Raw genomic sequence first — 24,798 nt, 5'->3', positions numbered from 1 at the left:
ATTATGTCAAAAAAAACAATTTATTTCTTAGTAGGTGGTGCAGTAGTACTTATTGCAATTTTAATCGGTCTTTCGAAATCGGGAGTTATAGGAAATAAGGATGAAGGAAAAGAAGTAGAAATATCAAAAGTAACAGCTTCAACAATTGTTGAAACAGTTTCGGCAACAGGTAAAATTCAACCAGAAATTGAAGTGAAGATTTCTCCAGAAGTATCTGGGGAAATTATTTTACTTAACGTAAAAGAAGGTCAGGTTGTTAAAAAAGGAGATTTGCTGGTTAAAATTAACCCAGATTTATATACCTCTAGTTACAACCGTTCGGTATCTAACTTGTCAGGTTCTAAAGCTGGTTTAACACAATCTGAGGCTAGTTTTAAAGAAGCAAAAGCTAATTATGAACGTAATAAAACCTTGTACGACAAAGGTGTAATCTCAAGATCTGATTGGGATAAAGCTATAGCTTCATTTGAAGTGGCGAAAGCGACAAAGCAAAATTCATATTACAGTGTTCAAAGTGCTTCGGCTTCTGTAAGTGAAGCGAGAGACAATTTAGGACGTACAACTATCTACTCTCCTGCAGACGGAACAATTTCTGTTCTAAACGTAGAATTAGGAGAAAGAGTTTTAGGAACGCAGCAAATGGCTGGAACGGAACTTTTGCGTGTTGCTAACCTTAATAATATGGAAGTTGAAGTTGACGTAAACGAAAATGATATTGTAAAAATTAAAATTGGAGACGAAGCAAACGTTGAAGTTGATGCTTATTTGAAAAAGAAATTTAAAGGAATTGTAACTAGCATTTCTAATTCTGCAAGTACAACTCTAACTTCTGATCAGGTAACTAATTTTAAGGTTAAAGTTCGTATTTTAAAAGAATCGTATCAAGATTTATTAGAAGGGAAACCAAGTACTTATTCTCCTTTTAGACCAGGAATGACAGCTACTGTTGATATCATTACAACCACAAAAACAAACGTTTTGGCAGTGCCAATTAGTTCTGTTGTAGTAAAATCGGATACTACAGCTGTAAAAGATTTTACTGTTGAAGATCCTAATGCTGATAAAAAAGCAGCTCCCAAAAGCGATAAAAAATTTGAATGTGTTTTTGTAAAAGTTGGCGATAAAGCTAAAATTAGAATCATCAAAACTGGAATTCAAGATGACACTAATATTGAAGTAATGTCTGGCTTAAAACCAGGTGATGTTGTAATTACGGGACCGTATACAACAGTCTCTAAAGATCTTAATTCTGGAGATAAGGTAAAACTTAAGAAAGCTGAAGGTTCTAAGAAATAAGAATACAATTCAATACTAATTTTAAAATATAATACTTTGTCTTTTATTCTCAACATCGAAACGGCTACTAAAAATTGTTCTGTATCTGTTGCTAAAGATGGGAAAACCATTGTTTGCAGCGAGCTTGCAGATGAGGGATATTCGCATGCCGAAAAACTTCATGTTTTTATTGAAGAAGTAATTAAAAAAGCAGGTATTTCTGTTCAAGATTTAAATGCAATTGCAGTTAGTCAGGGACCAGGATCTTATACAGGTTTAAGAATTGGTGTTTCTGCCGCAAAGGGTTTATGTTATGCATTAAATATCCCGTTAATCGCTGTTGACACACTTAAAACTTTGGCATCTCAGGCAGAAGTTACAGATGGAAAAATTATTCCGATGTTAGATGCACGCCGTATGGAAGTTTACAGTGCCGTATTCAATACAGATTTGAGTATCGAAAGAGCTATTAAAGCCGAAATAATTGAAGAAAATTCATTTCAAGAATATACAGATAAACTTTACTTTGTAGGCGATTGTGCCGATAAATGTAAAGCTGTTTTGACCAAAGAAAATTTTGTGTTTTTAGAAAACATTAAATATCCTTCGGCACAAGCTATGAGTAAAATCAGTTTTGATAAATATCAAAAAAGCGACACTGTAGATGTCGCTTATTTTGAACCTTATTATTTAAAAGATTTTATGATTACTGCCCCGTCAAAAAAGCAATAATAATTATTTTTGAATCGTAAAGGGCTGAACAGATATTCCTGCTTCATCCAATGCAATTTTGCAATTCTCTAAAGTATCTGAAACTACCGAGCCAAAGTCTGCCTTTGCGGCCCAAGGGCGAACTGCAAAATCAACAGAACTGGCAGATAGGTTTTTTACAAAAACTTCTGGCGCAGGATTTTTAAGAACCTTCGGATTTGATAGTAAAATCTCTAAAAGAATATCTTTCGCTTTTTTGATATCCGAGTCATAAGAAACTGAAAATGTCAAGTCCGCTTTTCTTTCAGCCTGCATTGAATAATTAATGATCGTTCCGTTTGATAATGCACCATTTGGTACAAAAACGGTCTGATTAGTTCCAGTAATCATTTTTGTTACAAAAATTTGAATTTCTTCAACAGTAGCAATAACACCTTGTGCCTCAATTGTATCGCCAACTTTAAAAGGTTTAAAAACAATAATAAGCATTCCTCCTGCAAAATTCGAAAGCGATCCTTGTAAAGACAAACCAACAGCAAGTCCCATTGCTCCTAAAATCGCAACAAAAGAAGAAGTTTCGATTCCAAGTTTTGAAATAAAAGTGACAAATAAAAGAATTCTAAGTGCCCATAATAAAATATCTGCTAGAAATTTTGTTAAAGTTGGGTCAAGATTTCTCTTCACCATTATTTTTCTAATCAATCTGTTTATTAGTCTGATGGCATATAAACCGACAAATAGAATTAGAAATGCAGAGATTAATTTAGGAGAATAATCAACTAAGATGTTAATAAATCTCGTGATGTAGGTACTAACTTGGTCTGAAGTAACTTCGTTCATGATTTTAATATAAAAAAAACCTTCTCAAAAGTAGAGAAGGTAGGTTTGTGCTGCAAATATAATTGAAATTCTTATATAAGAAAAAAGGCATTAAGCATTAACAGCTTCAACCTTTATAGCTTCATCGTTCAACATGCTTTTCAGCATATTTTCGATACCGCTTTTTAAGGTAAATGTTGATGATGGACAACCGCTGCAAGCACCTTGTAAAAGCACTTTTACCGTTTTATCATCTTCATTATAAGATTCAAAAGCAATATTTCCACCGTCAGCAGCCACTGCAGGTTTTACATATTCTTCTAGAATATTAATAATTTGTTGAGAAGTAACGTCTAATTTATCAAACGCTTCATCTTTTGTTACTTCATTTTTTGTTGTAGTTTGAATTAAACTTTCGTCTAAAACAGTTCCGCCATTTTCGATAAACTGTTTAATGAAAGTTCTAAGTTCTAAAGTAATTTCAGACCAGTCGTTAATCTCGTATTTTGTAACAGAAATATAATTCTCATCAATAAAGATTTCTTTTACATAAGGAAATTTAAACAATTCCTGAGCTAATGGAGAAGAAGCAGTTTGATCGATATTTTTATATTCTACAGCATTACGAGTCAGCATTCTGCTTACTACGAATTTTAGTGCAGAAGGATTTGGAGTAGTTTCTCCGTAAACCGTTATGGGTTGTTTTTTTGTTTTAGTTTCATCAACTTTAATGATAACTCCTCCATTCTCAACAAAAGAACTAATTTGTTCAGCAACAGCATCTTTAACGTCATCCCAATCTACAATACTATATCTTTCGATAGCAATAAAATTTCCAGAAATATATACTGTCTTTACGAATGGTAAATAGAATAACTGCTGAGCAAGTGGAGAAGCCTGAGCCTCGTCGATGTTTTTAAACTCAAAGTTTTGATTTTGAGTAATGAAATCTTCAAATTCAAACTTTAATATAGTAGGATTTTGAGTTTCTTTTATGGTGATTTTTGTCATGGTATTATATTTTTTGCAAATTTACTAAAGTTATTTTCTACTAATAGCTATATTTGATTTTTTAATAAAATAATTAAGACTCTTTTCAAAGAAATCGTATTAAATTGCAGGAGTGAAAATTATATAGATACAAAATTGCCTTTATGAAATTAAAAATCAAGGTTTTATTAGTTTTTCTTATTACTTCATTTTATTCTTTTTCTCAGGAAGGAATACCTGTTTATTCTGACTATTTGTCTGATAATTATTATTTAATTCACCCGTCAATGGCTGGTGCCGCTAATTGTGCAAAAATTAGATTAACTGCTAGAAAACAATGGTTTGGGCAAGAAGATGCGCCATCTTTACAAACATTAAGTTTTAACGGAAGAGTAGGCGAGCGCTCTGGGGCTGGTATTATTGTTTTTAATGATAAAAACGGATATCATTCACAGAAAGGTGTAAAATTAACTTATGCACATCATATTATGTTTTCAAGAGATGAAATTGATCTAAATCAGTTGTCTTTTGGAATTAGCGGAGGTTTGATACAGAATCAATTAGATGAAACGAAATTTGGAGGAACTTTTGATCCGATCGTTTTTGGTTCGATTCAAAAAGACTCTTATTTTAATCTTGATATTGGAGCTTCCTATAATTTTATGGACTTTTATGCACATGCAACCGTGCAGGGTTTACTAGAAACAAGACGAGAATTATATACTGACTATGAAAGTGATAACCTTAGAAAGTTTTTATTGAGTGTAGGATATGTTTTTGGTAAAAATGATAATATTACCTGGGAACCGTCTATTCTTTTTCAATTTTTTGACCAAACCAAAGAGAAAACACTAGACATAAACCTTAAAGCTTACAAAAATATGGATTTTGGAAGTCTTTGGGCGGCTCTTTCTTATAGAAGAGGTTTTGATGGAGCTCAATATCTTTCAGGAAGCGGAGTTTCTTCTCAAAAATTACAATTTATAACACCAATTGTAGGTGTAAATTTTAAGAATTTTATGTTTGCGTACACTTATTCTCAAGTGATGGGAGATGTAAAATTTGATACTGGTGGTTATCATCAAATTACTTTAGGAATTAATTTATTTTGTAAAAAAGCACGTTACGATTGTAACTGTCCTGCAATTAACTAAATTTTATTTTTTATGCTGATTAAATCTGTAAACGGAAAATCACCTTTGATTCCAGAGGATTGTTATGTTGCTGAAAATGCGACTATTGTAGGCGATGTTACTTTTGGCGATTCTTGCAGTGTCTGGTTTAATGCTGTTGTTCGAGGAGATGTTCATTTTATTAAAATTGGCAATAAAGTAAACATTCAAGATGGCGCAATTATTCACTGCACCTATCAAAAACATCCAACAGTAATTGGAAATAATGTTTCGATAGGGCATAATGCTATCGTACACGGCTGTACTATTCATGATAATGTTTTGATTGGAATGGGCGCTATTGTAATGGATAATTGTGTTATAGAAAGTAACTCAATCATTGCTGCTGGAGCCGTGGTTACACAAAATACTGTTGTAACTTCTGGAAGTATTTATGCAGGCGTTCCCGCCAAAAAAGTAAAAGACATAGATCAGTCTAATTTTGCAGGTGAAATCGAACGCATTTCAAATAATTATGTAATGTATTCAAGCTGGTTTAAAAACGAAGATTAGGCTTTATAAAAAAATCAATATAAAATTCCAAATTCCAAAAGAATCAAACCTTGGAATTTGGAATTTTCTTTTTTGGGATTTAAAAAACTTAGAGGTTGATTTTTTCGAAGAAAGTATTTTTATAGCTTTCGCTGATAGGAATACGTTTATCGCTTATTAATACCTTATTTTTTTGAATAGATTTCACATGTTTTATATTGATAATATACGATCGGTGAATTCGTGCAAAACCCTTATTAGAAAGTAAATTTTCTAATTTAATCAGGCTGATTAAAGTCAAAATGAATTTATTATCTGTAGTGTAAATTTTGACATAATCTTTTAAACCTTCAATAAAAAGAATATCAGCAAAATTTAGTTTTACATTTTCGTACTCCGCGCGTACAAACATAAAATCTTGTTCGATTTCTGGAGCAGTTGTATTTTCCGAAATTGCTTGAATTGCTGTTGTCGGCTGTAAAACCTGCTGTGCTCTTACTACCGCTTTTAAAAATCGATGAAAAGGGATTGGTTTTACCAAATAATCGACAGCACCAAGATTAAATCCTTCTACAGCATAATCTGAGTATGCAGTTGTAAAAATAACCAAAGGCTTTTTTTCGATTGTATTTAAAAAGTCAATTCCAGAAAAATGCGGCATCTGAATATCCAAAAATACCAAATCAACATTATTTTGATTAATAAATGAAACGGCATCAATCGCATTGTTGAACGAATTTACTAATTCAAGTGAGTCCACTTTTTTAACAAAATCTTGCAGTAGTTCTACAGCTAAAGGTTCGTCATCAATAATTACACATTTCATTTGTTCTGGATTAAATTTTTACAATTTGTTTTGGCATTCAAAAGTAATTTGAAACCAGTAGATTAAGTTTTAAAGTTTTCATAAAATACTGGTTAAGAGATCACAATTAAGCGTTAACAGTTATCGTTTTAGTAAGAGTGTAACCGTCTGTTAAATTGCCGGTTATAGTTGCCAACTCATTAGATAAACTATCAGCAAAAACATTATCTTTTGTATTTGCGGTATCGGCCTGTCCGTGTGCAGCATAATTACTGCTAGAATATACCTGACTTGAAACGTTTTCTGGAAAAGCAATTTGAGTTACTAATAAAGAACTGCCAGTGCTCGATAAAACTTCAACATGTACATGCGGCGCCCTTCCTTGATACCAGCCAGGATAAATCGAAATAAAAGAAACATTTCCGTTGGTATCAGAAGTTTGTCTTCCTCTTAAAAAATGTACAGAAGTATAATCTGTCTGCTGCATAGATGTTCCTCCATATTCAGAATAATTTCCGTCTTTATCACAATGCCAGACATCTACTAAAACTCCCGACAGAGGTTCGCAATTGTTCTTTTGGTTTTCAATCTTTAAATTAATCAGCAGAGCAACTCCAACACGATCAGATTTAATATTTTCTAAAACAAGCTGGCTTGGCGTTTTGATGGGAAAAGGGCCTTTTGTCTCTGAAGGTGAAACAGTACAGCTTCCATCTCCAGAATTACCTGAGTTGGTTTCATCATTGTCACTTTTGGAGCATGATTCTAATAATTTTGAAGCTGTTGCTAATGAAGCAATGCCTAAAATACCATTTCGAATGAATTTTTTTCTGTCCATAATCAGTTTGTTTAATCTATTGCGGTTTTAATTTCATCTAATTTTAGATTCAAATGAACTCGGTAATATTCATTATCCTGAGTAATGGTTAGTTCGTGCGCATTAGGGTACAATAAATCGAGGCGGTTTTGAATGTTCACCAATCCAATTCCTGAATTTTCAGGATCTTTTACATAATTTTCGATGGTATTTTCAATCCAAAAATCAAGATTATTATCAGTAATCAAAATTTTAATTTTTATGTGGGCTGCACCTTTATAATCGGTTCCATATTTAAAAGCATTTTCGACAAAAGAAATCAATAACAATGGCTCAATAAATTTATTTCTAGTATTGCCATGAACATTAATTACAATGTCTTCAATGTTGTTTAATCTGAGTTTTTGCAGTTCAATGTAATTCTGAATATAGTTAACCTCTTTTTCTAAAGCCACCGTTTTATTGTCTGTCTCATACAGCATATAGCGCATAAGTTCAGACAAGGTCACGATGGCATCAGGGACCAAATCAGATTTTTTGTGTGCCAAAGAATAAATACTATTTAACGAATTGAATAAAAAGTGCGGATTGGTTTGTTTGCGCAGGTATATTAATTCTGTATTTGTTCTATGTGTTTCTGCAATAAGTTTATTTTGCTGATTATTATAGAATTCGGTTAATGTTCTAATAATAGCGCTGATCGTTATAATTAAAATATAGAAAAATGATGGACCAATCTTAAAAAAAAGTGGCTGTCTCATTTCAATTCTATGCGTCATTTTGCCTTTCGGGAAAAAATGCGGACCTTCAGGAATCATTCTGGCAGGCATTACATTTTCGGGTCTTAAATGTCTAAATTCAGGAATAAAATAATTTATCCTAATAATCATAAAAGCGGCGATAAGGCCAAAAGCAACTATAAAATAAAACCAATATTTTTTTTGTAAAAGATAAATTGGAACCAAGTAAAAATAGTTCAGATAAAACAATACAATCCCGGTTATCCATTGCACATAAAAGTCATTATTGATCTTAAACGGACTTTCATAAAACTGTATTAAGGAAGTTAAAATAAAGAAAATCCATATTACACAATGAAACAAGATTTTGTTATAGCCTGTATTTTTAATGGTATCTAGCTGCATTTTACAATTTTATTTTTAATAAAATTAAATCTTTTTTGGTTACCGTTGGGGATAAGTTTTCTTTGAGTTTTTGTTTTACAAGATCAGCAACTTTCAAAGCATCATCTTCTGTTTTAAAACTTTTATTCTCACTAATTACAGGAATAATTGACTGCTTAATCAAAATCTTTTCTTTGTATGAAATGGTATAGCCCCATCCCGAATTTGTTTTAAAAGCATTAGCTGTTAGAACTTCTTTTTTAGTACAGGCAGTAAAAAATAAGAGAAATACAATAAATAGTAAATTCTTCTGGATGGTATTCCAGAAGAATTTTTGGATATTAATTATCGTCATCATTTTGTTCTTCTAATGGTCTAAATTCCCAAGCATCATCAAAATAAGTAGAACCAATTCTTCCTAACATATAAAACCCGCGATTGTTAATTGCAAAACCAACTGCATCAGTTCTTGTAGCGCCTTCCATTGGAGTTCTTTCTACCCATAAGTCGGTTGTTGGGTTGTATTCCCAAATTGTTTTTACGTTTTCACCACCTACAACATATCCTAATCCATTCATAGAGAAACTTGATGCATTAGAACGTACAATTGCATAATCGTCGTTGTAGCTGTCATCATCATCTGTATCTTTATCGATATCTCTTTTTCTAGTCCAAACATCTGTTGAAGGATCAAACTCCCAAAAATCTTCTTGGTAAACTCCGTTATTGACACCAGTTGCTAAGTACGCTTTATCTGCAATTACAAAAACTGTGGCATTACGTCTTTTGTTTCCGCTAAAGCCATTTACAAGTGTCCAAGTATTGGCTTGATCATCATATTGATAAAAATCTTTTAAATAATTTCCATCATAACCAGTACCAAAATAAGCTTTACCGCCGGCTTGAAAACCAACTGCTGCATAACGAGCCGTTCCAGCAAAATCTGTTTTTTGTGTCCAGCTGTTGCTAGAAGGATCATATTGATAAAAATCTTTCAGTTTATTTGTTCCATCATAACCAAGACCAACATATCCTTTTTCGTTTAATGCAAAACTAGATGCAGAGCTTCTGCCTACGCCTGCAAAGTCAGCCTTCTGCTCCCAATAATCTCCAGTTGAGTTATAAGCCCATAAATCTTTTAAATAAACATCGCCAGTATAACCTCCGGCTACGTAAGCAAAATCTCCAATAACAAAACTTGTTGCACTAGATCTTGCAGGGCCGTCGAAGGCTGATTTTTTAATCCAGTTTCCCATTAAATCGTCATCATCATTGTCATTGCTGCAACTTATAAAAAAGAGGCCTGAGAAAAGCGCTGTGAATAAAATTCCTTTTTTTAGATTAATCATAGTGTATTTAATTATTTATTGTTTGTATTTGATCCCGACTCCTAAAACATATCCATTTCCAGTATTATAGTCATAAACTTTATGATCGTTATTGTTTAATAAGTTGTATTTTTTATTAAAATCCAAACCCGCTTTAAAATTTAAAAACCAATTTTTGGTGACATTCCTTTCATACTCAAAAGCCGATGTCATTTGTGATAAAACTGCTTTTTCGGCATTACTATCTTTATCAGCAGAAACATCCAAATGATAGAAGTTTCCATTAAAACTGTTCGTCAGACTAAACTTGTTTCGTTCATTATTTGAATAGGAAAACTTTGAATCTGGAAACCCAATTCGAAAGTTAGTTTTCTCATTCATTTTATAATCAAAAGCAATAATTGGAGTAAATCTTGGTGCACCAAATATTGATGTTCGACCAGCTCCCAGTATTACATTTAGTCTTGAACTGATTTTTTGGTTAATTTCCAGATTTCCTAAAACAGTAAGATCTGAGAAATCTAAATTTCCCTGAAAATTTGCGGTCGGAATTATAGAAATCTGCCAGTTTGTTTTTTCTGACATCTCATAAGAATATTCAAATTTGTTTTGAATTTGATTGAGTTTATCCTGATCAGCATTGAAATTATAAGGATTGAATTCGTAATTCACTTTCAAATTCGAGTATTCTACTGTGTTAGTAATAGTGTTTTGAGTTCCAATTTTTTTTTGATAGAAAACTGCAATATCTGTTTCATTAAAATTTATCTTTTTTGTGGGCTCCGTTTTGATATTCATAGAAACACCAAAATGTTCTTGGGCTTTCATTCCTAAAAAAGAAATCAAAAAAAGAGAACACATTAAAAACCGTACTTTCATTATTTATTTTATTGGCTCAAAATTAGGTGGATGACGGTCTTAAAAAAAAGAAGATATATGTACGCCGTGTTTTGATAGACAAAATCGTTCTTTTTATGGTCGAATTAAATTTTGAGAGTGCAATTGGTATTGTAGATCGTTTTGAGTGATTTGTAGCTTAAAAATGCACAGTAGTATATGTTATAGTGTATCACGAAACCCTGCATTTTATATTTGTTCAAAAAATATATTATGCACAAGTTTATATTGATACTGCTTTTTGTACTAACCATATTTTCATGTGGTACAGATACTGACACGGGGGAGTTTACGGTTGGATCAGATTATTTGGCTTTAAGTAATAAAGTAATTATGATTGATACGGTTACAGTCGACATGTCAACTATAAATTTCGACTCGCTTGCAACTTCAAACCGCTCTAGAATTCTGATAGGAAACTATGACGATCCAATTTTTGGAAAAGTGAAATCAGATAGTTATTTTCAGCTTTCTACAAGTGTTTATGCTTTATCTAGTGTAGGATCAGATACAGAATCTGTAAATTATGTTTTCGATTCAATTTCGATGATTCTTAAATATGATCGTTATTATTACGGAGATACCACCAGAGTGCAGACTTTTAATATTCATCGATTAACTCAAAAAGTTAAACCTAATACAGAAGACAACAATTTCTATAATAATTCGACTTTGACTTACAGTCCCGAAAGTTTAGGGACAATATCTTTTAAGCCAAGACCAAAAGAAAAAGATTCTATAAATATTCAAATGAGTAAAGAGTTTGGAGAAGCTCTTTTTCAAAAAATAAAGAAAAGGGAGGTTACAGATTTTGATAGTTTTACAGAATATTTGAAAGGACTTGTTTTAGTCCCAGAAAATTCTACCTCTTCAAATGTAATCGGATTTAGTGTTTCGTCCAGTAAAGTCCGATTGTACTATTCTAAATACCAAACAGATAGTGAGACGCCTTTTATAATTGATTTTACAATTCTGGATGCTACGAAACAATTTAACTCTATTTCGCTCAATAAAACGGGAACTATACTGCAAAATCTCCCCATTTCCAGTAGTAAGTTATCTAGCACGCTCACTAGTAATCAAGGATTTATTCAATCTGGAACAGGTGTAGCCTGCCGAGTCGATTTTCCAAATATAAAGCAGTTTAAAAATATTGCTGTAAATGGAGCAATTGTAGATGCAGAATTAATTTTGAAACCAGTAAACAATTCTTATTCTGAAAAATATCCTCTGGCAGATTCGTTGACTGTTTATGTTGGCGATAATTTAAATAGAATAAGCGGCACATTGGTCAACTCAGCCGGAACTTCTGTTTATGGAAAATTGAATAAGAAGAGTGACGAGTTTAACGAAAATGTTGGGTATTCAATTTCAGTTGGAAATTTTCTCCAGAAAGAAATGCTCAAGCAATCAGATTCGAGATCCTCTCTCATATTGACTTTACCTGGAATTGCCCAGTCTGTTAATAGAATAGTTCTAGGCGATCAAAAGCATTTAAACAATAAAATTCAGCTGAAAATTTATTATATCTCATACTAAATGAAAAATAAAATTGTTTTATGGAGCTGCTTCATTTTGATGTCGCTGAGTTCGTTTTCACAAAGCATTTCAAGTTCGCCATACTCATTATATGGTGTTGGAAGTTTATATGATTCAGATTTTGGTTATCTGCCTTCAATTGGTTCTTCTGGAATTGCTTTGCCTTCAGATACTTTTATCAATAATCTAAATCCGGCTTCACTTGGATTTATGTATCAAAATCATTTTTTATTTGATATTGGAGGAAAAGCTATTGCAACAACATATCAAAGCGGTTCACGCTCAGAGAAACGAAATAACTTTCAGTTTTCTCATTTGGCTTTTGCTTTTCCAGTTACAAAAAATTCTGGATTTAGTGTATCAATGCGTCCGTATTCCAGCTCGGTATTTAAAATTTCAAATTTGAAACTGCCAATAGCCGACAGCCAAGAATATTACTATGTAACAGCACAGGGATCGGGCGGTTTAAATAATTTGGATTTTTCATACGGATATAAATTTGGAAAAAAATTGACATTAGGAGCAACTGCAACGGTACTTTTTGGAAATACAGTTGATGAGCGGTCTTTTTTAATTTCAAATTCAATTACAACAATAAATAAAAAGACAAATTATAGCGGCGTTCGGGCTACACTTGGGACACAATATAAAATAGATTCGACTTTTACGGTTGGTACAACATTTAAAGTCCCGACAAGAGTAAAAGCTTCTAAAATACAGTCTGTAACAAGTATTGCAGATGAAGTTCAATCTTCTATAGAAACTGACCAAGCTTCAGATACAGATGATTATTATATGCCTTTAGAAATAGGTTTTGGAGTGAGTAAACGATTTAAGAATAATTTGAATCTGACGTTAGATTACGAAAAAAGTTTATGGGGCGATACAAAGCAATCTGACTTATATGGCGACTTTGTAAACCAAGATCGTTTTGCACTTGGTTTTACCTATAGTTCTAAAAAGAATGCCCGAAAATATTGGGATAGAGTAGGATATGCTGCCGGAATAAATTATGACACGGGTTATCTTGAAGTTGATTCACAACGTGTAAAGAATGCATCATTTTCTGTAGGACTTAATCTTCCAATAGATAATACTTTTTCATCTTTGAATGTGTCATATTCGTATGGGCAAAAAGGAAGAATAGCAGATGATCTCATAAAAGAAAATTACCATAAAATATCACTTAATTTATCGCTGGACGGAATTTGGTTTGTCAAGCGAAAAATTGAATAATACATTAAAAGTCTTTTCTTATTACTGGATATTTATATTCTAAAATTGACTCAAGAACTTTAGGATCAGAATTGACATAAAATACAGGATCATTTTGTGTCATGTCTGAAAAGCCTACTTTATCTCGAAGTAAATTTTTAGTTTGTCTGGCAACAGCTTCTCCCGAATCAATAATTTTAATGTGGTCTGGGAGAATTTTTTTGATCTGAGGAATCAAATAAGGATAATGACTGCACCCTAAAACCAGGTAATCAATATTAGCTTCGATCATAGGTTTTAAGTATGATTCCAGCAATTGTGTCATTTCTGGCGAGTATAAATTTCCATCTTCAATAAGTTGAACAAGGCCATAACCAACTTGTTCAATTATTTTGGTATTTTGAAACATTTCGGCAGTTTTATTAAACAGCTCACTGTTTAAAGTTCCTTTAGTGGCTAGAATTCCAATTACCTGGGTCTGCGAATTGTTTGCTGCAGGCTTAATTGCAGGTTCAATTCCAACAAATGGAACATCGTAGTCTGCGCGGAGTTCAAATATTGCATTTGTCGTAGCGGTATTGCAGGCAACAACAATTAGTTTACAATTATTCTCTAGTAAAAACTCTACATTTTTTTTACTTAAATCAACAATTTCATCTTTGCTTTTTTGACCGTAAGGTGCGTTTTTGCTGTCAGCCAGATATATCGTTTTTTCGTTTGGAAGCAGATCATGAATGGCGCTCCAAATGGAAGTTCCGCCAATACCAGAATCAAAAACGCCTATAGGATTGTTGTTTATCATAAAGCAAATTTAATATTTTTTGATAAAATTTATTACTCTAAGTTAATTCAAATCTAGAAATAATGACAAAGATTAGTTTTAATTTTTTGTAAAAAAAAACTGCTCAAATTATACATTGAGCAGTTTGATTATACGAGTTCGAATTTCTTAGAATCCTAAATCTTTTTTAACGTCAGCAGTGATGTTTGGACCATCAGCTAATAATAAAGTAGAACCGTCTAAAACGTATTGGAAACCTTTAGCTTTTCCAACTTTTTGGATAGAAGCTCTAACTTTTTCCATTAAAGGTTTTACGATATCAGTTTCTTTTTGTTGTAGTTCTTTTTGTGCATTGTCTCTGTAATCAACAATTCTTTTTTGCATATCTTGAACTTCTTTAGAACGCTCACCGTTAACAGCATCAGTTACTGTAGCAGCTTCTGCCTCATACTTTTTGATTTTTACTTGATATTCATCAACCATCTTTTTGTATTCAGCATCATATGTTCCACTTAATTTTTGCAGTTGATTTTGAGCGTCTAGCATAGCAGGCATTTTCGACATGATCTCGCTTACATCAACATGAGCTACCTTCGCTTGTGCGTTCATTGTGTTACTTGCTCCTAAAATAAGAATTGCAGCAATTAGTAAAGTTTTGATTTGTTTCATCATTTTTAAAAATATTAATTAATTATTGGTCGTATTTGTTTTTTGTGTTTCGGCTTCTTTTGCTTTTTTAGCCGCTTCTCTTTCCTCTAAAATTTTCTTTCTTTTCTCTTCCAATTCTTTTTTACGCTGTTCGTAAAGCATCTGTCTTTCTTCTGCTTTAGTCATCGTTGGTTCAGCGGTTGGTGTTTGCTCGGTACCATTTGTACCAGGTGCACCACTCGTAGCGGCAGGTTTAGCTGTTGTGTTTGTTTTTGCTGCCTCTGTTGCTGTTGTTGTTTTAGCTGTTCCAGAAACCGTGCCATTTTTTTTAGCTTCTCTCTCAGCAGCTATGGCATTTCTTCTGTCTTCGTATTCTTTTTTCTTAGCTTCTTGTTCTAATTTTCGATCTTGAATTAATTTTTCTCTTGCCGCTTTTTTCTCGTCAAGAGCTTTTTGACGATCGGCCATTGCTGGATTTTCATCTATTGCATTTTCAAGATTCTCTTTAGCTTCCTGCTCTTTCAATTGTTTTTTCGTCAGCTGCTCACGTTTTTCAGTACGATTTAAAACCCTTAAAACTTGATCACTGATGTCAAATCTTTTATTACTGAAAAGCATTGTAAGATCTGATGATTTGTCAAAAATAAAATCATAATTTTTAGCTTCTGCAATATCTTGAACAGCAGTAAAAACTTGATCCTGAATTGGCTTTGCCAAAGCAGCTTTCTGACGCATTAAATTACCATCAGCTCCAAACTGTTTCTGCTGATAATCCATCATCTCTTGTTCCTGAAACTTTATTTCAGTTTCTCTTTCTTCTATTAATTCTTTAGTAAGTAAAGCTTTTTCTGCTTTTAAACTTTCCTTTAGGGTATTAATATTTAATTTTTTAGCCTCAACTTCCTGTTTCCACTTTTGAGCTTTTAACTCTAATTGTGATTTGGCTTCTTTGTAATCGGAAACATTTTCTAAAATATATTCCATGTCGATGTAGCCTATCCTAGTCGTCTTACCTTGTGCCTGACTTGTATTTGCTACAATCAAGGCTAAAAATATAAATAAAAATTGTTTTCTCATAACATAACTTTATTTGATGATTTTTAACCAAACGTTATTTCTCTAAAATTGTTGTCCAATGATAAAGTGAGTTTCCCATCCATTAGCTTTTGTTTGTCCAGGAAGAGCATCAAATCCGTAACCAAAGTCAATACCAAGTAATCCAAATGCAGGCATGAATACACGTAAACCAGCACCAGCAGAACGATTTAAATCAAATGGGTTGTAATCTTTGAACGTTGGATATGATGAACCTGCCTCTAAGAATGTTAAAGCATAAATAGAAGCTGATGCTTTTAATGTAATTGGGTAACGTAACTCCATAGAGAACTTGTTATAAATAGTTGCTCCAATTGCATCTCCGCTAGCATTTACTGGAGTTAAAGAGTTGTTTGGATAACCTCTCAACTGAATAGTCTCTCTACCATCCATTGAGTAGTTGGCCATACCATCTCCTCCTAAGTAAAAACGCTCAAAAGGAATTACACCTCTTTCTTGATTATAAGCTCCTAAGAAACCAAATTCTGTTAAGGTTCTTAGTACTAACTTTCCATATACTTTAGTATACCAATCTCCTTTAAATTTAACCTTATAGTATTCTAACCAATTGTATTTTCTCTGATCGACTTTTGCAACATCAGTATCAGCACTTCCAAAGTCCGAACCAACACTTACATAACCAGTTTGTCCGTTTACAGTTTCTGTTTTAACATAATCGCCATTGTTAAGCGGTTTTCCGTCTACACCACTTCCAGATGTTCCAGTATACTGTGTTTTATATTCTTTTTCATTTTTTAAATTTCCATAATCAATTCCATTAAATAATGAATATGGAGGTGTTACTTTCGCCGAAATGCTAAACTCTGAACCATAAGTAGGGAATATTGGGTTCACACCTTTATTACTTCTTGAAAGTCCAATCGTATATGCTAAGTTTCTTGATGCACCGTTACCAAAAGTAAATAATCCTGTATTATAATTGTTCAAATCATAATGCTGATAACTTACAGACTGTGATAATACAAAGTAGTCATCTGGCACAGTTAATCGTTTAGCTAAACCAACTTGGAGTGTAAAAATATTAAAACTTTTGCCACGATCAACAGTTCGGGTAATATAATTGTTAAGAAATTGCTTACTATAAGAGATAGAAGAACTAAATTGTACTGGTTTCTTTCCTCCAAACCAAGGTTCTGAGAACGATAAACTATACGTTTGGAAATAAGTACTTCCTTGTAAACGAAGCGCAACTTTTTGTCCATCTCCCATTGGCAAAGGCTTATAAGCTTCTTTGTCAAATAATTTTCTAGCAGAGAAGTTATTAAACGAAAGTCCCAATGTTCCGATGAAACCTCCACCGCCGTAACCTCCTTGAAGTTCAACCTGGCTAGATCCTTTTTCTACAACATGGTATTCAATGTCAACAGTTCCTGCTCCAGCATCTACGTTTTTAAACTTAGGATCAATTGCCTCAGGATCAAAGAAACCTAATTGTCCGATCTCACGAATAGTTCTTACAAGTTGTTCTTTACTATATTTTTCACCTGGTTTTGTTCTTAACTCACGGTAAATTACGTGGTCATTTGTTTTGTCGTTTCCAACAACCGTAATTTTATTGAAATAAGCAATTGGACCTTCTGTAACTCTAATTTCAAAATCGATTGTATCGTTAACTGTTTTTACCTCAACAGCATTGATATTTGAAAATAAGTAACCATTGTTTTGATATAAATTGGTAATATCTTCTGCATCTGGTTTTGTCTTATCGGCAATTCTTTTTTCTAATAAAACTCCGTTGTAAGTTTCTCCTTTTTTAATTCCTAAATAGCGGTTTAAAAGCTGATCTGAATAAACAGTATTACCCAAGAATTTAATATTTCCGAAGTAGTATTTATTTCCTTCTTCTACATTAATCTTAATAGCAAGTGTATTTTTTTGTTTGTTGTATTTAACAGAATCGTAAATGATACGTGCATCACGGTATCCTTTCTCCTTATAAGAAGCAATTACTTTTTCTAAGTCAGTTTTGTATTTTTCTGGAATAAATTTAGAAGCTTTAAAAACGCGAATAAAGTTTTTCTGTTTCGTATCTTTCATTGCAGCACGCAATTGACTGCTTGTGAGCTGTTTGTTTCCAATGAAATCAATACTGCTGATTTTTACTTTATCTCCTTTATCTATCCTGACAAGCATATTAACCTGATGTCCGTTAATAGTGTCTGGAGTATTTGTTATAGTAACTTTGGTATTATAATAACCTTCTTTTTTGTATTTGTTTTCAATATAGTTTTTAGTTGTAGTAATTAAGTTTTCGTTGACAATTTTGTTTTTTGTCAAGTTATTGTCCTTAATTAAACCTTCTACTTTACTTTTCTTAACTCCAACGAATTTAACTTCGTTTAATTTAGGAAGTTCAATAATATTTAAATCTAGATAAATACTATCATTTTCTACTTTATTGACGTAGAAAGCAATTTCATCAAAAAGGCCTAGTTTACCTAATTTTTTAATTGCACTACTAATTTCTTCTCCAGGTACAGTAATTTCCTGTCCTTTTTGAAGGCCTGAAAATGTTACTACAGTCTGTTCATTGAAGCTTATTTTACCAACAACGGAAACTTTGGCCAGAATATATTTTTTTCCTTGATCAAAAGGAACTCTTTCTTGTGCTTTAATTTGTGAAAAACTACCCAAAAGTAATAGGGTAAGGACTATTTGTATTTTTTTTTGCAACACTAAAAAATTATTTAATTTGTTCACTGGTCTTTCCAAATCTACGTTCTCTTTTTTGATAACTAATAATAGCCTCATATAAATCTTGGTCTTTAAAGTCTGGCCACAAGACATTAGTAAAATACAATTCTGCGTAAGCGATCTGCCACAGCAAAAAATTACTTATTCTATGTTCTCCACTTGTTCGTATTAATAAATCTACGTCTGGTAAATTTTGCGTGTAAAGATGCTCATTTATAATTGAATCGTCAATAGTGTCTATTGAAATTATATTATTTTTAACTTTATCACTAATTGCCTTTACAGCATTTACAAGCTCCTCTCTAGATCCGTAGCTTAAGGCAAGAGTAAGTGTTAATCGAGAATTGTTTTTTGTCTTTTCTATAACATCCAAAAGTTCTTTTTGGGCTGTTTTTGGCAATTTGTCAAGATTTCCAATTGCATTGAGTCTAATATTGTTTTCTTGAAGCGTAACGAGCTCTTTTTTTAATGAATTGATCAATATTTTCATCAAAGCTTGAACCTCAAGTTTTGGTCGGTTCCAGTTTTCAGTTGAGAAGGCGTATAGAGTTAAATATTCAATTCCCAGCTTAGCTGAGGTCTTGATTATTTCTTTTACTGATTTTGTACCATTTTCATGTCCAAACGCGCGCATGAAACCTTGTTGTTTTGCCCAGCGTCCGTTACCGTCCATAATAATGGCAAGGTGTTTAGGTAAGTTTGTGTGATCTATTGATTCTATTAAATTCATTTTATTATTCTGCGCAATAGCAAGGTTTTTGTCCAAAGGTATACGTTAAGGTGATACCTGAAAAAACATACCAGTCATTATTATTTAAATTTCCAAACTTTAAAATATTTGGATTGTTTGTTTTAGGATTGCTTCCGTCAATGTTATCTGTAAAAGTATAACGTGCTCCAGCTTCAACTCCTAAAACAAGATGCGGCGTTATGTTCGATTTTACACCTAATATAATAGGTATAGCAAAAGAGTTTGAATTATCAGAATAAATTGTGTTTGGGCTTGTATTATATCGATATAAGTTGTCGAAGATAAAGAAATTTAGACCTGTAAATACATAAGGACTAATCTTTGTATGATAATCATGAAGATTAAAATCGAAAAAATTAAACTCAAGTCCTGCAGAAAGTTCTTTAATATTGTTTTCAAAACGATATCCTCTTTGATTTCTACCTGTTTCTTCAGATTTGAAGTCATTTCCAATTACACTTGATTGTGTATATGAAAATCTCCAGGAATGCCTTGGGCTTCTGTTCCATTTATAAAGAACACCAAAAGCTGGTTTTTCTGGGGCGATATAAGTTGTTTTTCCAACGTCACCTACAAAGTTACTTCCGCCAAAAAAAACACCTATCTCATTGATTTGAGCATTAAGTGTAATAAAGGGGAAAAAACATAACAATAAATTAAAAATTTTCTTCATTTAATTCAAAATTGCGTGCAAATATAATAATTATCAATACGAATCAAAGTTCCTTTGGTTAAATGTGCTCCTTTTTCAATTTACATTATGATTTTGAGTCATTTAATGATGATTCACTACATGCAGAACGAGAAAATGTGGTATTATCGTATAGTGAAGAATCAGAAAAGAGTTTAATTTCTTTTATCTTCTCCCCAGAGCAATTTATTTCTTAAGGTTTTTAAGAACGTTTCGCCTGGTATTTCAACCATTTTTATTTTATAATCTGTTTTTTTTATTTTTAAAATTGATTCATTTTTCACTGAAGAAATTCTCGAATCTAAAGAAACCAAATATTGGTCTTCTCTTCCTGTTACCCGCAGTGTGATTTCTGTGTCATCTGGAATAACAAGTGGTCTGGCAGTTAAATTATGAGGCGCAATAGGTGTTATTACCAAGCTTTTTACATCTGGTGTTAAGATGGGACCGCCGCAGCTTAAAGAATATCCAGTAGAGCCGGTAGGAGTAGAGATGATTAATCCATCTGCCCAATAAGAATTTAAATATTCGTTATTCAAATAAGTTTCAACAGTTATCATCGAAGTAGTATCTTTTCTACTCACTGTAACTTCATTCATTGCAAAATTAAGTTCTTCGAAGGCATCATTCTTTGGCTCAGAAGTTAATCCTAATAGAGTTCTTTCAGAAGTGGTGTAATTTTGATCAATAACAAACTGTAACAAACTATCAATATTTTCTTTTTGAACTTTAGCAAGAAATCCTAATCTTCCTGCATTTATACCTAACAAAGGAACGCCTGAATTTCGAACAAAAGCAGCTGCTCTCAAAATTGTTCCATCACCGCCAATACTAATCAGCATTTCAAAACTATTATCTAAAGCAGTGCTTGGCGAAAAAGTTTTATATTCTTTTTTTATCAGCTGCTTTTCATAAAGCATTTTCAGAAAATTTTCTTCAATTACCATTTCAACATTGTTGGAATTGAAAAAAGAGAAAATGTCTTTTATAATAGGTTCAGTACTATTTTGATAATATTGTCCGTAAATGGCTATTTTCATTCGAGTTAAATTAGGTAATTTGTCAATGTGTCAATCAGATAATTTGCAGCTGTGAAAATTATCTAATTAACTAATTTTCTCATTGCCACATTAATAATTTATATATTAAGGTATTTGTCTAAATAATCAGAACGTTCTTTCAAGCTATTAATATAGGTGTCTTCCTGATGTTCTGAAATAATCTCATAGCCATATCTTCTATAGGTCTGAATAATTTCATTTATCGCTCCTAAACCAATTTTTACTGTAATTTGAACATTTTCCAGATCAGCTTCAGATACAAAAGAACCTAAAACCTTACCATTATTGCTTTCTACAATCTGCATTACTTCGCTCATAGAATAATCCAAAAGACCTTTTTGAACAATAATAATCGCTCCTGGCTCTTTTAAAAATGGAGTTTCCTGAAAAAACTTCATTATATCTTCCATTTCATAATAACCTATATAAGCATTATTTTCATCAAGAATTGGAAGGATATTGGTGTGGTTTTTAGCAAAAACTTCCAGAACATCTAACCAGATCATCGATTTTCTGGCAAAAAAACGTTCTAAAGTATATTTGTAGTCAATCGCTTTTTTATCGGTGTCAAATGTTTCTACATCCTCAGAAGAGATGCTTCCAATAAAAACCCCATCTTCTAAAATGGGAAAATGAGAAAAATTTACATCGATAAAAAAGTCCTGGATCGAGGCTATCGTTTCCTGACTATCAATCGCTCTGAAATCATTTGTGATATAGTTTGTAATTTCTGTCATAAATCATTGAAGATATTTGATGCAAAATAATCAAAAAATACCGAAAACTGCTGCGTTTTACTTTGTATTTTTGTCGTAACAAATATAGTGTTACTAGAATTAATTATCTATTTATATGACAAAGTTAAGTGTAAATATCAATAAAATTGCAACGCTTCGAAATGCAAGAGGCGGAAATGTTCCTGATTTATTAAAAGTAGCTGTCGATATTCAGCGATTTGGAGGGCAGGGAATCACGATTCATCCACGTCCAGATGAGCGTCATATTCGTTATCAGGATGCACGCGATTTGAAAGCAATTGTTACTACAGAATATAATATTGAAGGAAATCCACAGCATAATTTCATTGATTTGGTTTTAGAATGCAAACCCGATCAAGTAACATTGGTTCCAGATGCAATTGGAGCAATTACTTCTTCCGCAGGTTGGGACACGATTAAAAACCAAGAATATTTGACAGAAGTTATTCAGGAATTTCAGAGAAACGGAATTAGAACTTCGATTTTTGTTGATCCAGTTTTAGAAATTATCGAAGGAGCAAAAAAAACCGGAACGGACAGGATTGAATTATATACAGAAGCATTCGCACATCAATATGATTTGGGAAATAAAAACGGAATTGATCCTTATGTAAAAGCTGCAGAATTGGCAAACGAATTAGGTTTGGGAATTAATGCCGGACACGATTTAAGTTTAGATAATATTAAGTTTTTCAAACAAAATATTCCAGGTTTATTAGAAGTTTCTATAGGCCATGCCTTGATTTCAGAAGCACTTTATCTTGGTTTGGATAATGTAGTGAATATGTATTTGAATAAATTGAAATAATTCTTCAGAATAAAAAATATAAATATGCTTTACTCAAAAATAGAAGGCGAAGGAAAACCATTTATTATCATGCACGGGTTTCTAGGAATGTCTGATAATTGGAAAACTTTGGCGGGACAATATGTAGAAGCTGGATTTCAAGTTCATATTTTGGATTTAAGAAACCACGGACGCAGTTTTCATTCAGATGAATGGAGTTACGACGCAATGGTTCAAGATGTATATGAATATTGTCAAGCCAATAATTTAAGCAGAATTGATATTCTGGGGCATTCAATGGGTGGAAAGGTTGCGATGCTTTTTTCGACAACACATCCCGAAATTGTAGACAAATTAATTGTAGCAGATATAGGTCCGAAATTTTATAAACAGCATCATCAGGATATTTTGGCAGGATTAAATGCAATAGATTTTTCTGTAAAACCAAGCCGAAATGATGTAGAGGCAACTTTATCACAATATGTTACTGATTTTGGAACACGACAGTTTCTACTAAAAAATTTATATTGGAAAGAACCTGGACAATTGGCTTTTAGGTTTAATTTGGAAGCGTTTAATAATAATCTAGATGCAATTGGAAAACCGCTTCCAGATAATTTGGTTTTTGATAAACCAACTTTATTTATACGTGGAGGAAATTCGGGTTATATTCAAGATTCAGATGTAGAATCTATTCGTCAGCATTTTCCAAATTTAAAATTAGAAACTATTCCAAACGCAGGACATTGGCTTCATGCTGAAAATCCTAAAATGTTTTTTGAATTGACAACGGAGTTTTTGAAAGAGTAAATTTTTTAGATTTTTTTTCAGTTAAATATGTAAATAGTTATCACACTGCCTCAATTAAAAAATAAGAATTAACTTACATTTAAACATTAAAATTCATAAATTTGCTTTATGAATTTTAATGTTTATAATTAATGGATTTCAATTTTTATAGTTTATTTGATGAAAATGGTTTGGGGTTAATTTATTTATACTCCTCTCCATTCTTAGCACTTTTGATATTTGTCGAAATGTTTTTTAGTCATTTTGGCAAAAAAAACTTGTATTCTAAGAATGACATTTTTGTAAATGTCACATTTGCGGTGCTAAATTTTGCATTAGATTTTATAATGAAATCATTTGCTTTTGGGGTTATGTTTTTCTTTTTCGAACACCGCATTTTTTCTTGGAATACACAAATATGGCATTATTGGGTTGCAGTTTTTTTATTACAAGATTTCGCTTATTATGTATTGCATGTTGTAGATCATAAATCACGTTTTTTTTGGTCTGTACATATTACGCATCACAGTTCTGAATATTATAATATTTCTACAGGATTCAGATCGCCTGTTTTTCAGCCGCTTTACCGCTATTTGTATTTTTCCCCTTTGGCTTTTTTAGGTTTTGATCCCTGGCATATTATGGCGGCTTATGCATTGTTTCAAGTTTATGGAACTTTGGTACATACACAAAGCGTAAAAAGTATGGGCATTCTAGAATGGATTTTAGTTACGCCATCACATCACCGTGTGCATCATGCCAGAAATATCAAATATTTAGACAAAAATATGGGAATGGCTTTGATAATTTGGGATAGAATGTTTGGAACTTTTCAGAAAGAAGAATCAGAAATTCCTGTGAAATTCGGTATCTATCCAAGGCCAAAAGATGATAGTGCTTTTGAAATGTTGTTTTACGAATGGAAGAAAATGTGGAAAGATGTTAAACAACCTAACATTGGCTGGCAGAATAGATTAAAGTATGTGTTTTTTGCTCCTGGTTGGAAACCAGACGGACAAGGAAAAACAGTAAAAGATTATCAGAGAGAATACGAGTCAAAGCAAAATAATATCCTACAGTAATCTGAAATCTTCAAGCTAAAGAAACCATTTTTGAATAATATATGGTTAGTAAAAAATCATTACTTTTATTAAAATTTTAAAAGAAAAAAACTATGAAATTATTACTTAGACTCCTTGTTACTGCTGCCTTAGTTTTATTGTTGTCTAATCTTTTGACTGGCGTACACGTTGCAAGTTTTGGGACAGCTGTAATTGTTGCAGTAGTCTTGGGATTACTGAATGTTTTTATAAAACCAATTTTAGTCATTTTGACTTTACCTGTTACATTTGTGACTTTAGGTTTGTTTTTGCTGGTAATCAATGCTATAATTATTTTGTTATGCACTAATATTGTTGGCGGTTTTGCAGTCGATTCCTTCTGGACAGCATTGATTTTTAGTGTTATTTTGTCTATTCTGCAATCTATTACCTATAAAATATTAGGAGACGATAAATAAAAACAAATTGAGCAGATTA

General features: G+C 32.3%; 26 protein-coding genes. 10 read left to right on the top strand and 16 right to left on the bottom strand.

Going from position 1 to position 24,798, the window contains the following annotated elements; all coding sequences use genetic code 11:
- Positions 1 to 3 precede the first annotated feature (3 nt).
- Both ASE40_RS12550 and tsaB read left to right on the top strand, forming a co-directional pair.
- A complete protein-coding gene (locus ASE40_RS12550) occupies positions 4 to 1,296 on the top strand; it encodes an efflux RND transporter periplasmic adaptor subunit (protein ID WP_057117419.1) in 1,293 nt (430 codons plus the stop codon).
- Positions 1,297 to 1,332: 36 nt separating this feature from the next.
- A complete protein-coding gene (gene tsaB, locus ASE40_RS12545) occupies positions 1,333 to 2,007 on the top strand; it encodes a tRNA (adenosine(37)-N6)-threonylcarbamoyltransferase complex dimerization subunit type 1 TsaB (RefSeq protein ID WP_057117418.1) in 675 nt (224 codons plus the stop codon).
- Between the two features lie 3 nt (positions 2,008 to 2,010).
- Here tsaB and ASE40_RS12540 read toward each other — a convergent pair whose 3' ends face one another.
- A complete protein-coding gene (locus ASE40_RS12540; RefSeq protein WP_057117416.1) occupies positions 2,011 to 2,826 on the bottom strand; it encodes a mechanosensitive ion channel family protein in 816 nt (271 codons plus the stop codon).
- A 90-nt stretch (positions 2,827 to 2,916) separates the two neighbouring features.
- A complete protein-coding gene (locus ASE40_RS12535) occupies positions 2,917 to 3,816 on the bottom strand; it encodes a NifU family protein (protein ID WP_057117414.1) in 900 nt (299 codons plus the stop codon).
- A 143-nt stretch (positions 3,817 to 3,959) separates the two neighbouring features.
- Here ASE40_RS12535 and ASE40_RS12530 point away from each other — a divergent pair, with 143 nt between their 5' ends.
- Both ASE40_RS12530 and ASE40_RS12525 read left to right on the top strand, forming a co-directional pair.
- Positions 3,960 to 4,949 carry a type IX secretion system membrane protein PorP/SprF gene (locus tag ASE40_RS12530; protein WP_057117411.1) on the top strand — a complete coding sequence of 330 codons (990 nt, stop codon included), beginning with the start codon at positions 3,960 to 3,962 and terminating at the stop codon, positions 4,947 to 4,949.
- 12 nt (positions 4,950 to 4,961) lie between these two features.
- A complete protein-coding gene (locus tag ASE40_RS12525; RefSeq protein ID WP_057117409.1) occupies positions 4,962 to 5,480 on the top strand; it encodes a gamma carbonic anhydrase family protein in 519 nt (172 codons plus the stop codon).
- An 88-nt stretch (positions 5,481 to 5,568) separates the two neighbouring features.
- Here ASE40_RS12525 and ASE40_RS12520 read toward each other — a convergent pair whose 3' ends face one another.
- From ASE40_RS12520 to ASE40_RS12495, 6 genes are all read right to left on the bottom strand, one after another.
- The gene (locus ASE40_RS12520) at positions 5,569 to 6,285 is read right to left on the bottom strand and encodes a LytR/AlgR family response regulator transcription factor (RefSeq protein WP_057117407.1); all 717 of its coding nucleotides are present in this window, start codon (positions 6,283 to 6,285) and stop codon (positions 5,569 to 5,571) included.
- Between the two features lie 106 nt (positions 6,286 to 6,391).
- Positions 6,392 to 7,102 carry an intradiol ring-cleavage dioxygenase gene (locus tag ASE40_RS12515; RefSeq protein WP_057117405.1) on the bottom strand — a complete coding sequence of 237 codons (711 nt, stop codon included), beginning with the start codon at positions 7,100 to 7,102 and terminating at the stop codon, positions 6,392 to 6,394.
- Positions 7,103 to 7,113: 11 nt separating this feature from the next.
- The gene (locus tag ASE40_RS12510; protein ID WP_057117403.1) at positions 7,114 to 8,226 is read right to left on the bottom strand and encodes a sensor histidine kinase; all 1,113 of its coding nucleotides are present in this window, start codon (positions 8,224 to 8,226) and stop codon (positions 7,114 to 7,116) included.
- A 1-nt stretch (position 8,227) separates the two neighbouring features.
- Positions 8,228 to 8,563 (bottom strand): DUF4907 domain-containing protein, encoded by a 336-nt coding sequence (locus ASE40_RS12505; protein WP_241774365.1) that lies wholly within the window; start codon positions 8,561 to 8,563, stop codon positions 8,228 to 8,230.
- The gene (locus ASE40_RS12500) at positions 8,547 to 9,554 is read right to left on the bottom strand and encodes a Kelch repeat-containing protein (RefSeq protein WP_057117401.1); all 1,008 of its coding nucleotides are present in this window, start codon (positions 9,552 to 9,554) and stop codon (positions 8,547 to 8,549) included. The genes ASE40_RS12505 and ASE40_RS12500 overlap by 17 nt, the downstream gene beginning before the upstream one ends.
- A gap of 15 nt (positions 9,555 to 9,569) precedes the next feature.
- Entirely contained in the window at positions 9,570 to 10,412 is an 843-nt protein-coding gene (locus tag ASE40_RS12495; RefSeq protein WP_057117399.1) for a DUF6268 family outer membrane beta-barrel protein, read from the bottom strand.
- 231 nt (positions 10,413 to 10,643) lie between these two features.
- On the opposite strand from ASE40_RS12495, the gene ASE40_RS12490 reads away from it, so the two are divergent.
- Positions 10,644 to 11,969, top strand: coding sequence for a DUF4270 family protein (locus tag ASE40_RS12490; RefSeq protein ID WP_057117396.1), 1,326 nt, complete (start codon positions 10,644 to 10,646; stop codon positions 11,967 to 11,969).
- Positions 11,970 to 13,205 carry a hypothetical protein gene (locus ASE40_RS12485; RefSeq protein ID WP_057117394.1) on the top strand — a complete coding sequence of 412 codons (1,236 nt, stop codon included), beginning with the start codon at positions 11,970 to 11,972 and terminating at the stop codon, positions 13,203 to 13,205. It abuts the gene before it with no gap.
- A gap of 4 nt (positions 13,206 to 13,209) precedes the next feature.
- Here ASE40_RS12485 and murI read toward each other — a convergent pair whose 3' ends face one another.
- The 8 genes from murI to ASE40_RS12445 all read right to left on the bottom strand — a co-directional run bounded on the left by murI (position 13,210) and on the right by ASE40_RS12445 (position 21,663).
- The gene (gene murI, locus ASE40_RS12480; protein ID WP_057117392.1) at positions 13,210 to 13,986 is read right to left on the bottom strand and encodes a glutamate racemase; all 777 of its coding nucleotides are present in this window, start codon (positions 13,984 to 13,986) and stop codon (positions 13,210 to 13,212) included.
- A gap of 147 nt (positions 13,987 to 14,133) precedes the next feature.
- Positions 14,134 to 14,637 (bottom strand): OmpH family outer membrane protein, encoded by a 504-nt coding sequence (locus ASE40_RS12475; protein WP_170830271.1) that lies wholly within the window; start codon positions 14,635 to 14,637, stop codon positions 14,134 to 14,136.
- A gap of 15 nt (positions 14,638 to 14,652) precedes the next feature.
- Complete coding sequence (locus ASE40_RS12470; protein ID WP_057117390.1) at positions 14,653 to 15,690, bottom strand: OmpH family outer membrane protein; 1,038 nt, start codon at positions 15,688 to 15,690, stop codon at positions 14,653 to 14,655.
- A gap of 42 nt (positions 15,691 to 15,732) precedes the next feature.
- Positions 15,733 to 18,480 (bottom strand): outer membrane protein assembly factor, encoded by a 2,748-nt coding sequence (locus tag ASE40_RS12465; RefSeq protein WP_057117388.1) that lies wholly within the window; start codon positions 18,478 to 18,480, stop codon positions 15,733 to 15,735.
- On the bottom strand, positions 18,413 to 19,153 hold the full coding sequence (locus tag ASE40_RS12460) for an isoprenyl transferase (protein ID WP_057117673.1): 741 nt from the start codon (positions 19,151 to 19,153) through the stop codon (positions 18,413 to 18,415). The genes ASE40_RS12465 and ASE40_RS12460 overlap by 68 nt, the downstream gene beginning before the upstream one ends.
- Before the next feature lie 4 nt (positions 19,154 to 19,157).
- Positions 19,158 to 19,847 carry a DUF6089 family protein gene (locus ASE40_RS12455; protein WP_057117386.1) on the bottom strand — a complete coding sequence of 230 codons (690 nt, stop codon included), beginning with the start codon at positions 19,845 to 19,847 and terminating at the stop codon, positions 19,158 to 19,160.
- A 173-nt stretch (positions 19,848 to 20,020) separates the two neighbouring features.
- Positions 20,021 to 20,905, bottom strand: a complete 885-nt coding sequence (locus ASE40_RS12450) for an NAD kinase (RefSeq protein WP_057117384.1) — start codon at positions 20,903 to 20,905, stop codon at positions 20,021 to 20,023.
- Positions 20,906 to 21,003: 98 nt separating this feature from the next.
- On the bottom strand, positions 21,004 to 21,663 hold the full coding sequence (locus ASE40_RS12445; protein ID WP_057117382.1) for a CBS domain-containing protein: 660 nt from the start codon (positions 21,661 to 21,663) through the stop codon (positions 21,004 to 21,006).
- Between the two features lie 115 nt (positions 21,664 to 21,778).
- On the opposite strand from ASE40_RS12445, the gene ASE40_RS12440 reads away from it, so the two are divergent.
- The 4 genes from ASE40_RS12440 (at position 21,779) to ASE40_RS12425 (ending at position 24,779) form a co-directional block, all read left to right on the top strand.
- Positions 21,779 to 22,492, top strand: a complete 714-nt coding sequence (locus ASE40_RS12440; RefSeq protein WP_057117380.1) for a pyridoxine 5'-phosphate synthase — start codon at positions 21,779 to 21,781, stop codon at positions 22,490 to 22,492.
- A gap of 24 nt (positions 22,493 to 22,516) precedes the next feature.
- Positions 22,517 to 23,281: an alpha/beta fold hydrolase gene (locus ASE40_RS12435; protein WP_057117378.1), complete on the top strand. Its 765-nt coding sequence runs from the start codon at positions 22,517 to 22,519 to the stop codon at positions 23,279 to 23,281.
- A 131-nt stretch (positions 23,282 to 23,412) separates the two neighbouring features.
- A complete protein-coding gene (locus tag ASE40_RS12430; RefSeq protein ID WP_057117375.1) occupies positions 23,413 to 24,342 on the top strand; it encodes a sterol desaturase family protein in 930 nt (309 codons plus the stop codon).
- Positions 24,343 to 24,434: 92 nt separating this feature from the next.
- Positions 24,435 to 24,779 carry a phage holin family protein gene (locus ASE40_RS12425; RefSeq protein WP_057117373.1) on the top strand — a complete coding sequence of 115 codons (345 nt, stop codon included), beginning with the start codon at positions 24,435 to 24,437 and terminating at the stop codon, positions 24,777 to 24,779.
- Positions 24,780 to 24,798 lie beyond the last annotated feature (19 nt).

The organism is Flavobacterium sp. Root935 (assembly GCF_001429295.1).
Classification (GTDB): domain Bacteria; phylum Bacteroidota; class Bacteroidia; order Flavobacteriales; family Flavobacteriaceae; genus Flavobacterium.
The sequence above is the reverse complement of the archived record's forward strand: the minus strand, read 5'-3'. Positions and strand labels throughout refer to the sequence as shown.

Excerpts from the sequence above, each read along its gene's own strand:
- ASE40_RS12550 (WP_057117419.1), top strand. The coding sequence starts at position 4 with ATGTCAAAAAAAACAATTTATTTCTTAGTAGGTGGTGCAGTAGTACTT.
- ASE40_RS12540 (WP_057117416.1), bottom strand. The coding sequence starts at position 2,826 with ATGAACGAAGTTACTTCAGACCAAGTTAGTACCTACATCACGAGATTT.
- ASE40_RS12535 (WP_057117414.1), bottom strand. The coding sequence starts at position 3,816 with ATGACAAAAATCACCATAAAAGAAACTCAAAATCCTACTATATTAAAG.
- ASE40_RS12530 (WP_057117411.1), top strand. The coding sequence starts at position 3,960 with ATGAAATTAAAAATCAAGGTTTTATTAGTTTTTCTTATTACTTCATTT.
- ASE40_RS12525 (WP_057117409.1), top strand. The coding sequence starts at position 4,962 with ATGCTGATTAAATCTGTAAACGGAAAATCACCTTTGATTCCAGAGGAT.
- ASE40_RS12520 (WP_057117407.1), bottom strand. The coding sequence starts at position 6,285 with ATGAAATGTGTAATTATTGATGACGAACCTTTAGCTGTAGAACTACTG.
- ASE40_RS12515 (WP_057117405.1), bottom strand. The coding sequence starts at position 7,102 with ATGGACAGAAAAAAATTCATTCGAAATGGTATTTTAGGCATTGCTTCA.
- ASE40_RS12510 (WP_057117403.1), bottom strand. The coding sequence starts at position 8,226 with ATGCAGCTAGATACCATTAAAAATACAGGCTATAACAAAATCTTGTTT.
- ASE40_RS12505 (WP_241774365.1), bottom strand. The coding sequence starts at position 8,563 with ATGATGACGATAATTAATATCCAAAAATTCTTCTGGAATACCATCCAG.
- ASE40_RS12500 (WP_057117401.1), bottom strand. The coding sequence starts at position 9,554 with ATGATTAATCTAAAAAAAGGAATTTTATTCACAGCGCTTTTCTCAGGC.
- ASE40_RS12495 (WP_057117399.1), bottom strand. The coding sequence starts at position 10,412 with ATGAAAGTACGGTTTTTAATGTGTTCTCTTTTTTTGATTTCTTTTTTA.
- ASE40_RS12490 (WP_057117396.1), top strand. The coding sequence starts at position 10,644 with ATGCACAAGTTTATATTGATACTGCTTTTTGTACTAACCATATTTTCA.
- ASE40_RS12485 (WP_057117394.1), top strand. The coding sequence starts at position 11,970 with ATGAAAAATAAAATTGTTTTATGGAGCTGCTTCATTTTGATGTCGCTG.
- murI (WP_057117392.1), bottom strand. The coding sequence starts at position 13,986 with ATGATAAACAACAATCCTATAGGCGTTTTTGATTCTGGTATTGGCGGA.
- ASE40_RS12475 (WP_170830271.1), bottom strand. The coding sequence starts at position 14,637 with ATGATGAAACAAATCAAAACTTTACTAATTGCTGCAATTCTTATTTTA.
- ASE40_RS12470 (WP_057117390.1), bottom strand. The coding sequence starts at position 15,690 with ATGAGAAAACAATTTTTATTTATATTTTTAGCCTTGATTGTAGCAAAT.
- ASE40_RS12465 (WP_057117388.1), bottom strand. The coding sequence starts at position 18,480 with ATGAGGCTATTATTAGTTATCAAAAAAGAGAACGTAGATTTGGAAAGA.
- ASE40_RS12460 (WP_057117673.1), bottom strand. The coding sequence starts at position 19,153 with ATGAATTTAATAGAATCAATAGATCACACAAACTTACCTAAACACCTT.
- ASE40_RS12455 (WP_057117386.1), bottom strand. The coding sequence starts at position 19,847 with ATGAAGAAAATTTTTAATTTATTGTTATGTTTTTTCCCCTTTATTACA.
- ASE40_RS12450 (WP_057117384.1), bottom strand. The coding sequence starts at position 20,905 with ATGAAAATAGCCATTTACGGACAATATTATCAAAATAGTACTGAACCT.
- ASE40_RS12445 (WP_057117382.1), bottom strand. The coding sequence starts at position 21,663 with ATGACAGAAATTACAAACTATATCACAAATGATTTCAGAGCGATTGAT.
- ASE40_RS12440 (WP_057117380.1), top strand. The coding sequence starts at position 21,779 with ATGACAAAGTTAAGTGTAAATATCAATAAAATTGCAACGCTTCGAAAT.
- ASE40_RS12435 (WP_057117378.1), top strand. The coding sequence starts at position 22,517 with ATGCTTTACTCAAAAATAGAAGGCGAAGGAAAACCATTTATTATCATG.
- ASE40_RS12430 (WP_057117375.1), top strand. The coding sequence starts at position 23,413 with ATGGATTTCAATTTTTATAGTTTATTTGATGAAAATGGTTTGGGGTTA.
- ASE40_RS12425 (WP_057117373.1), top strand. The coding sequence starts at position 24,435 with ATGAAATTATTACTTAGACTCCTTGTTACTGCTGCCTTAGTTTTATTG.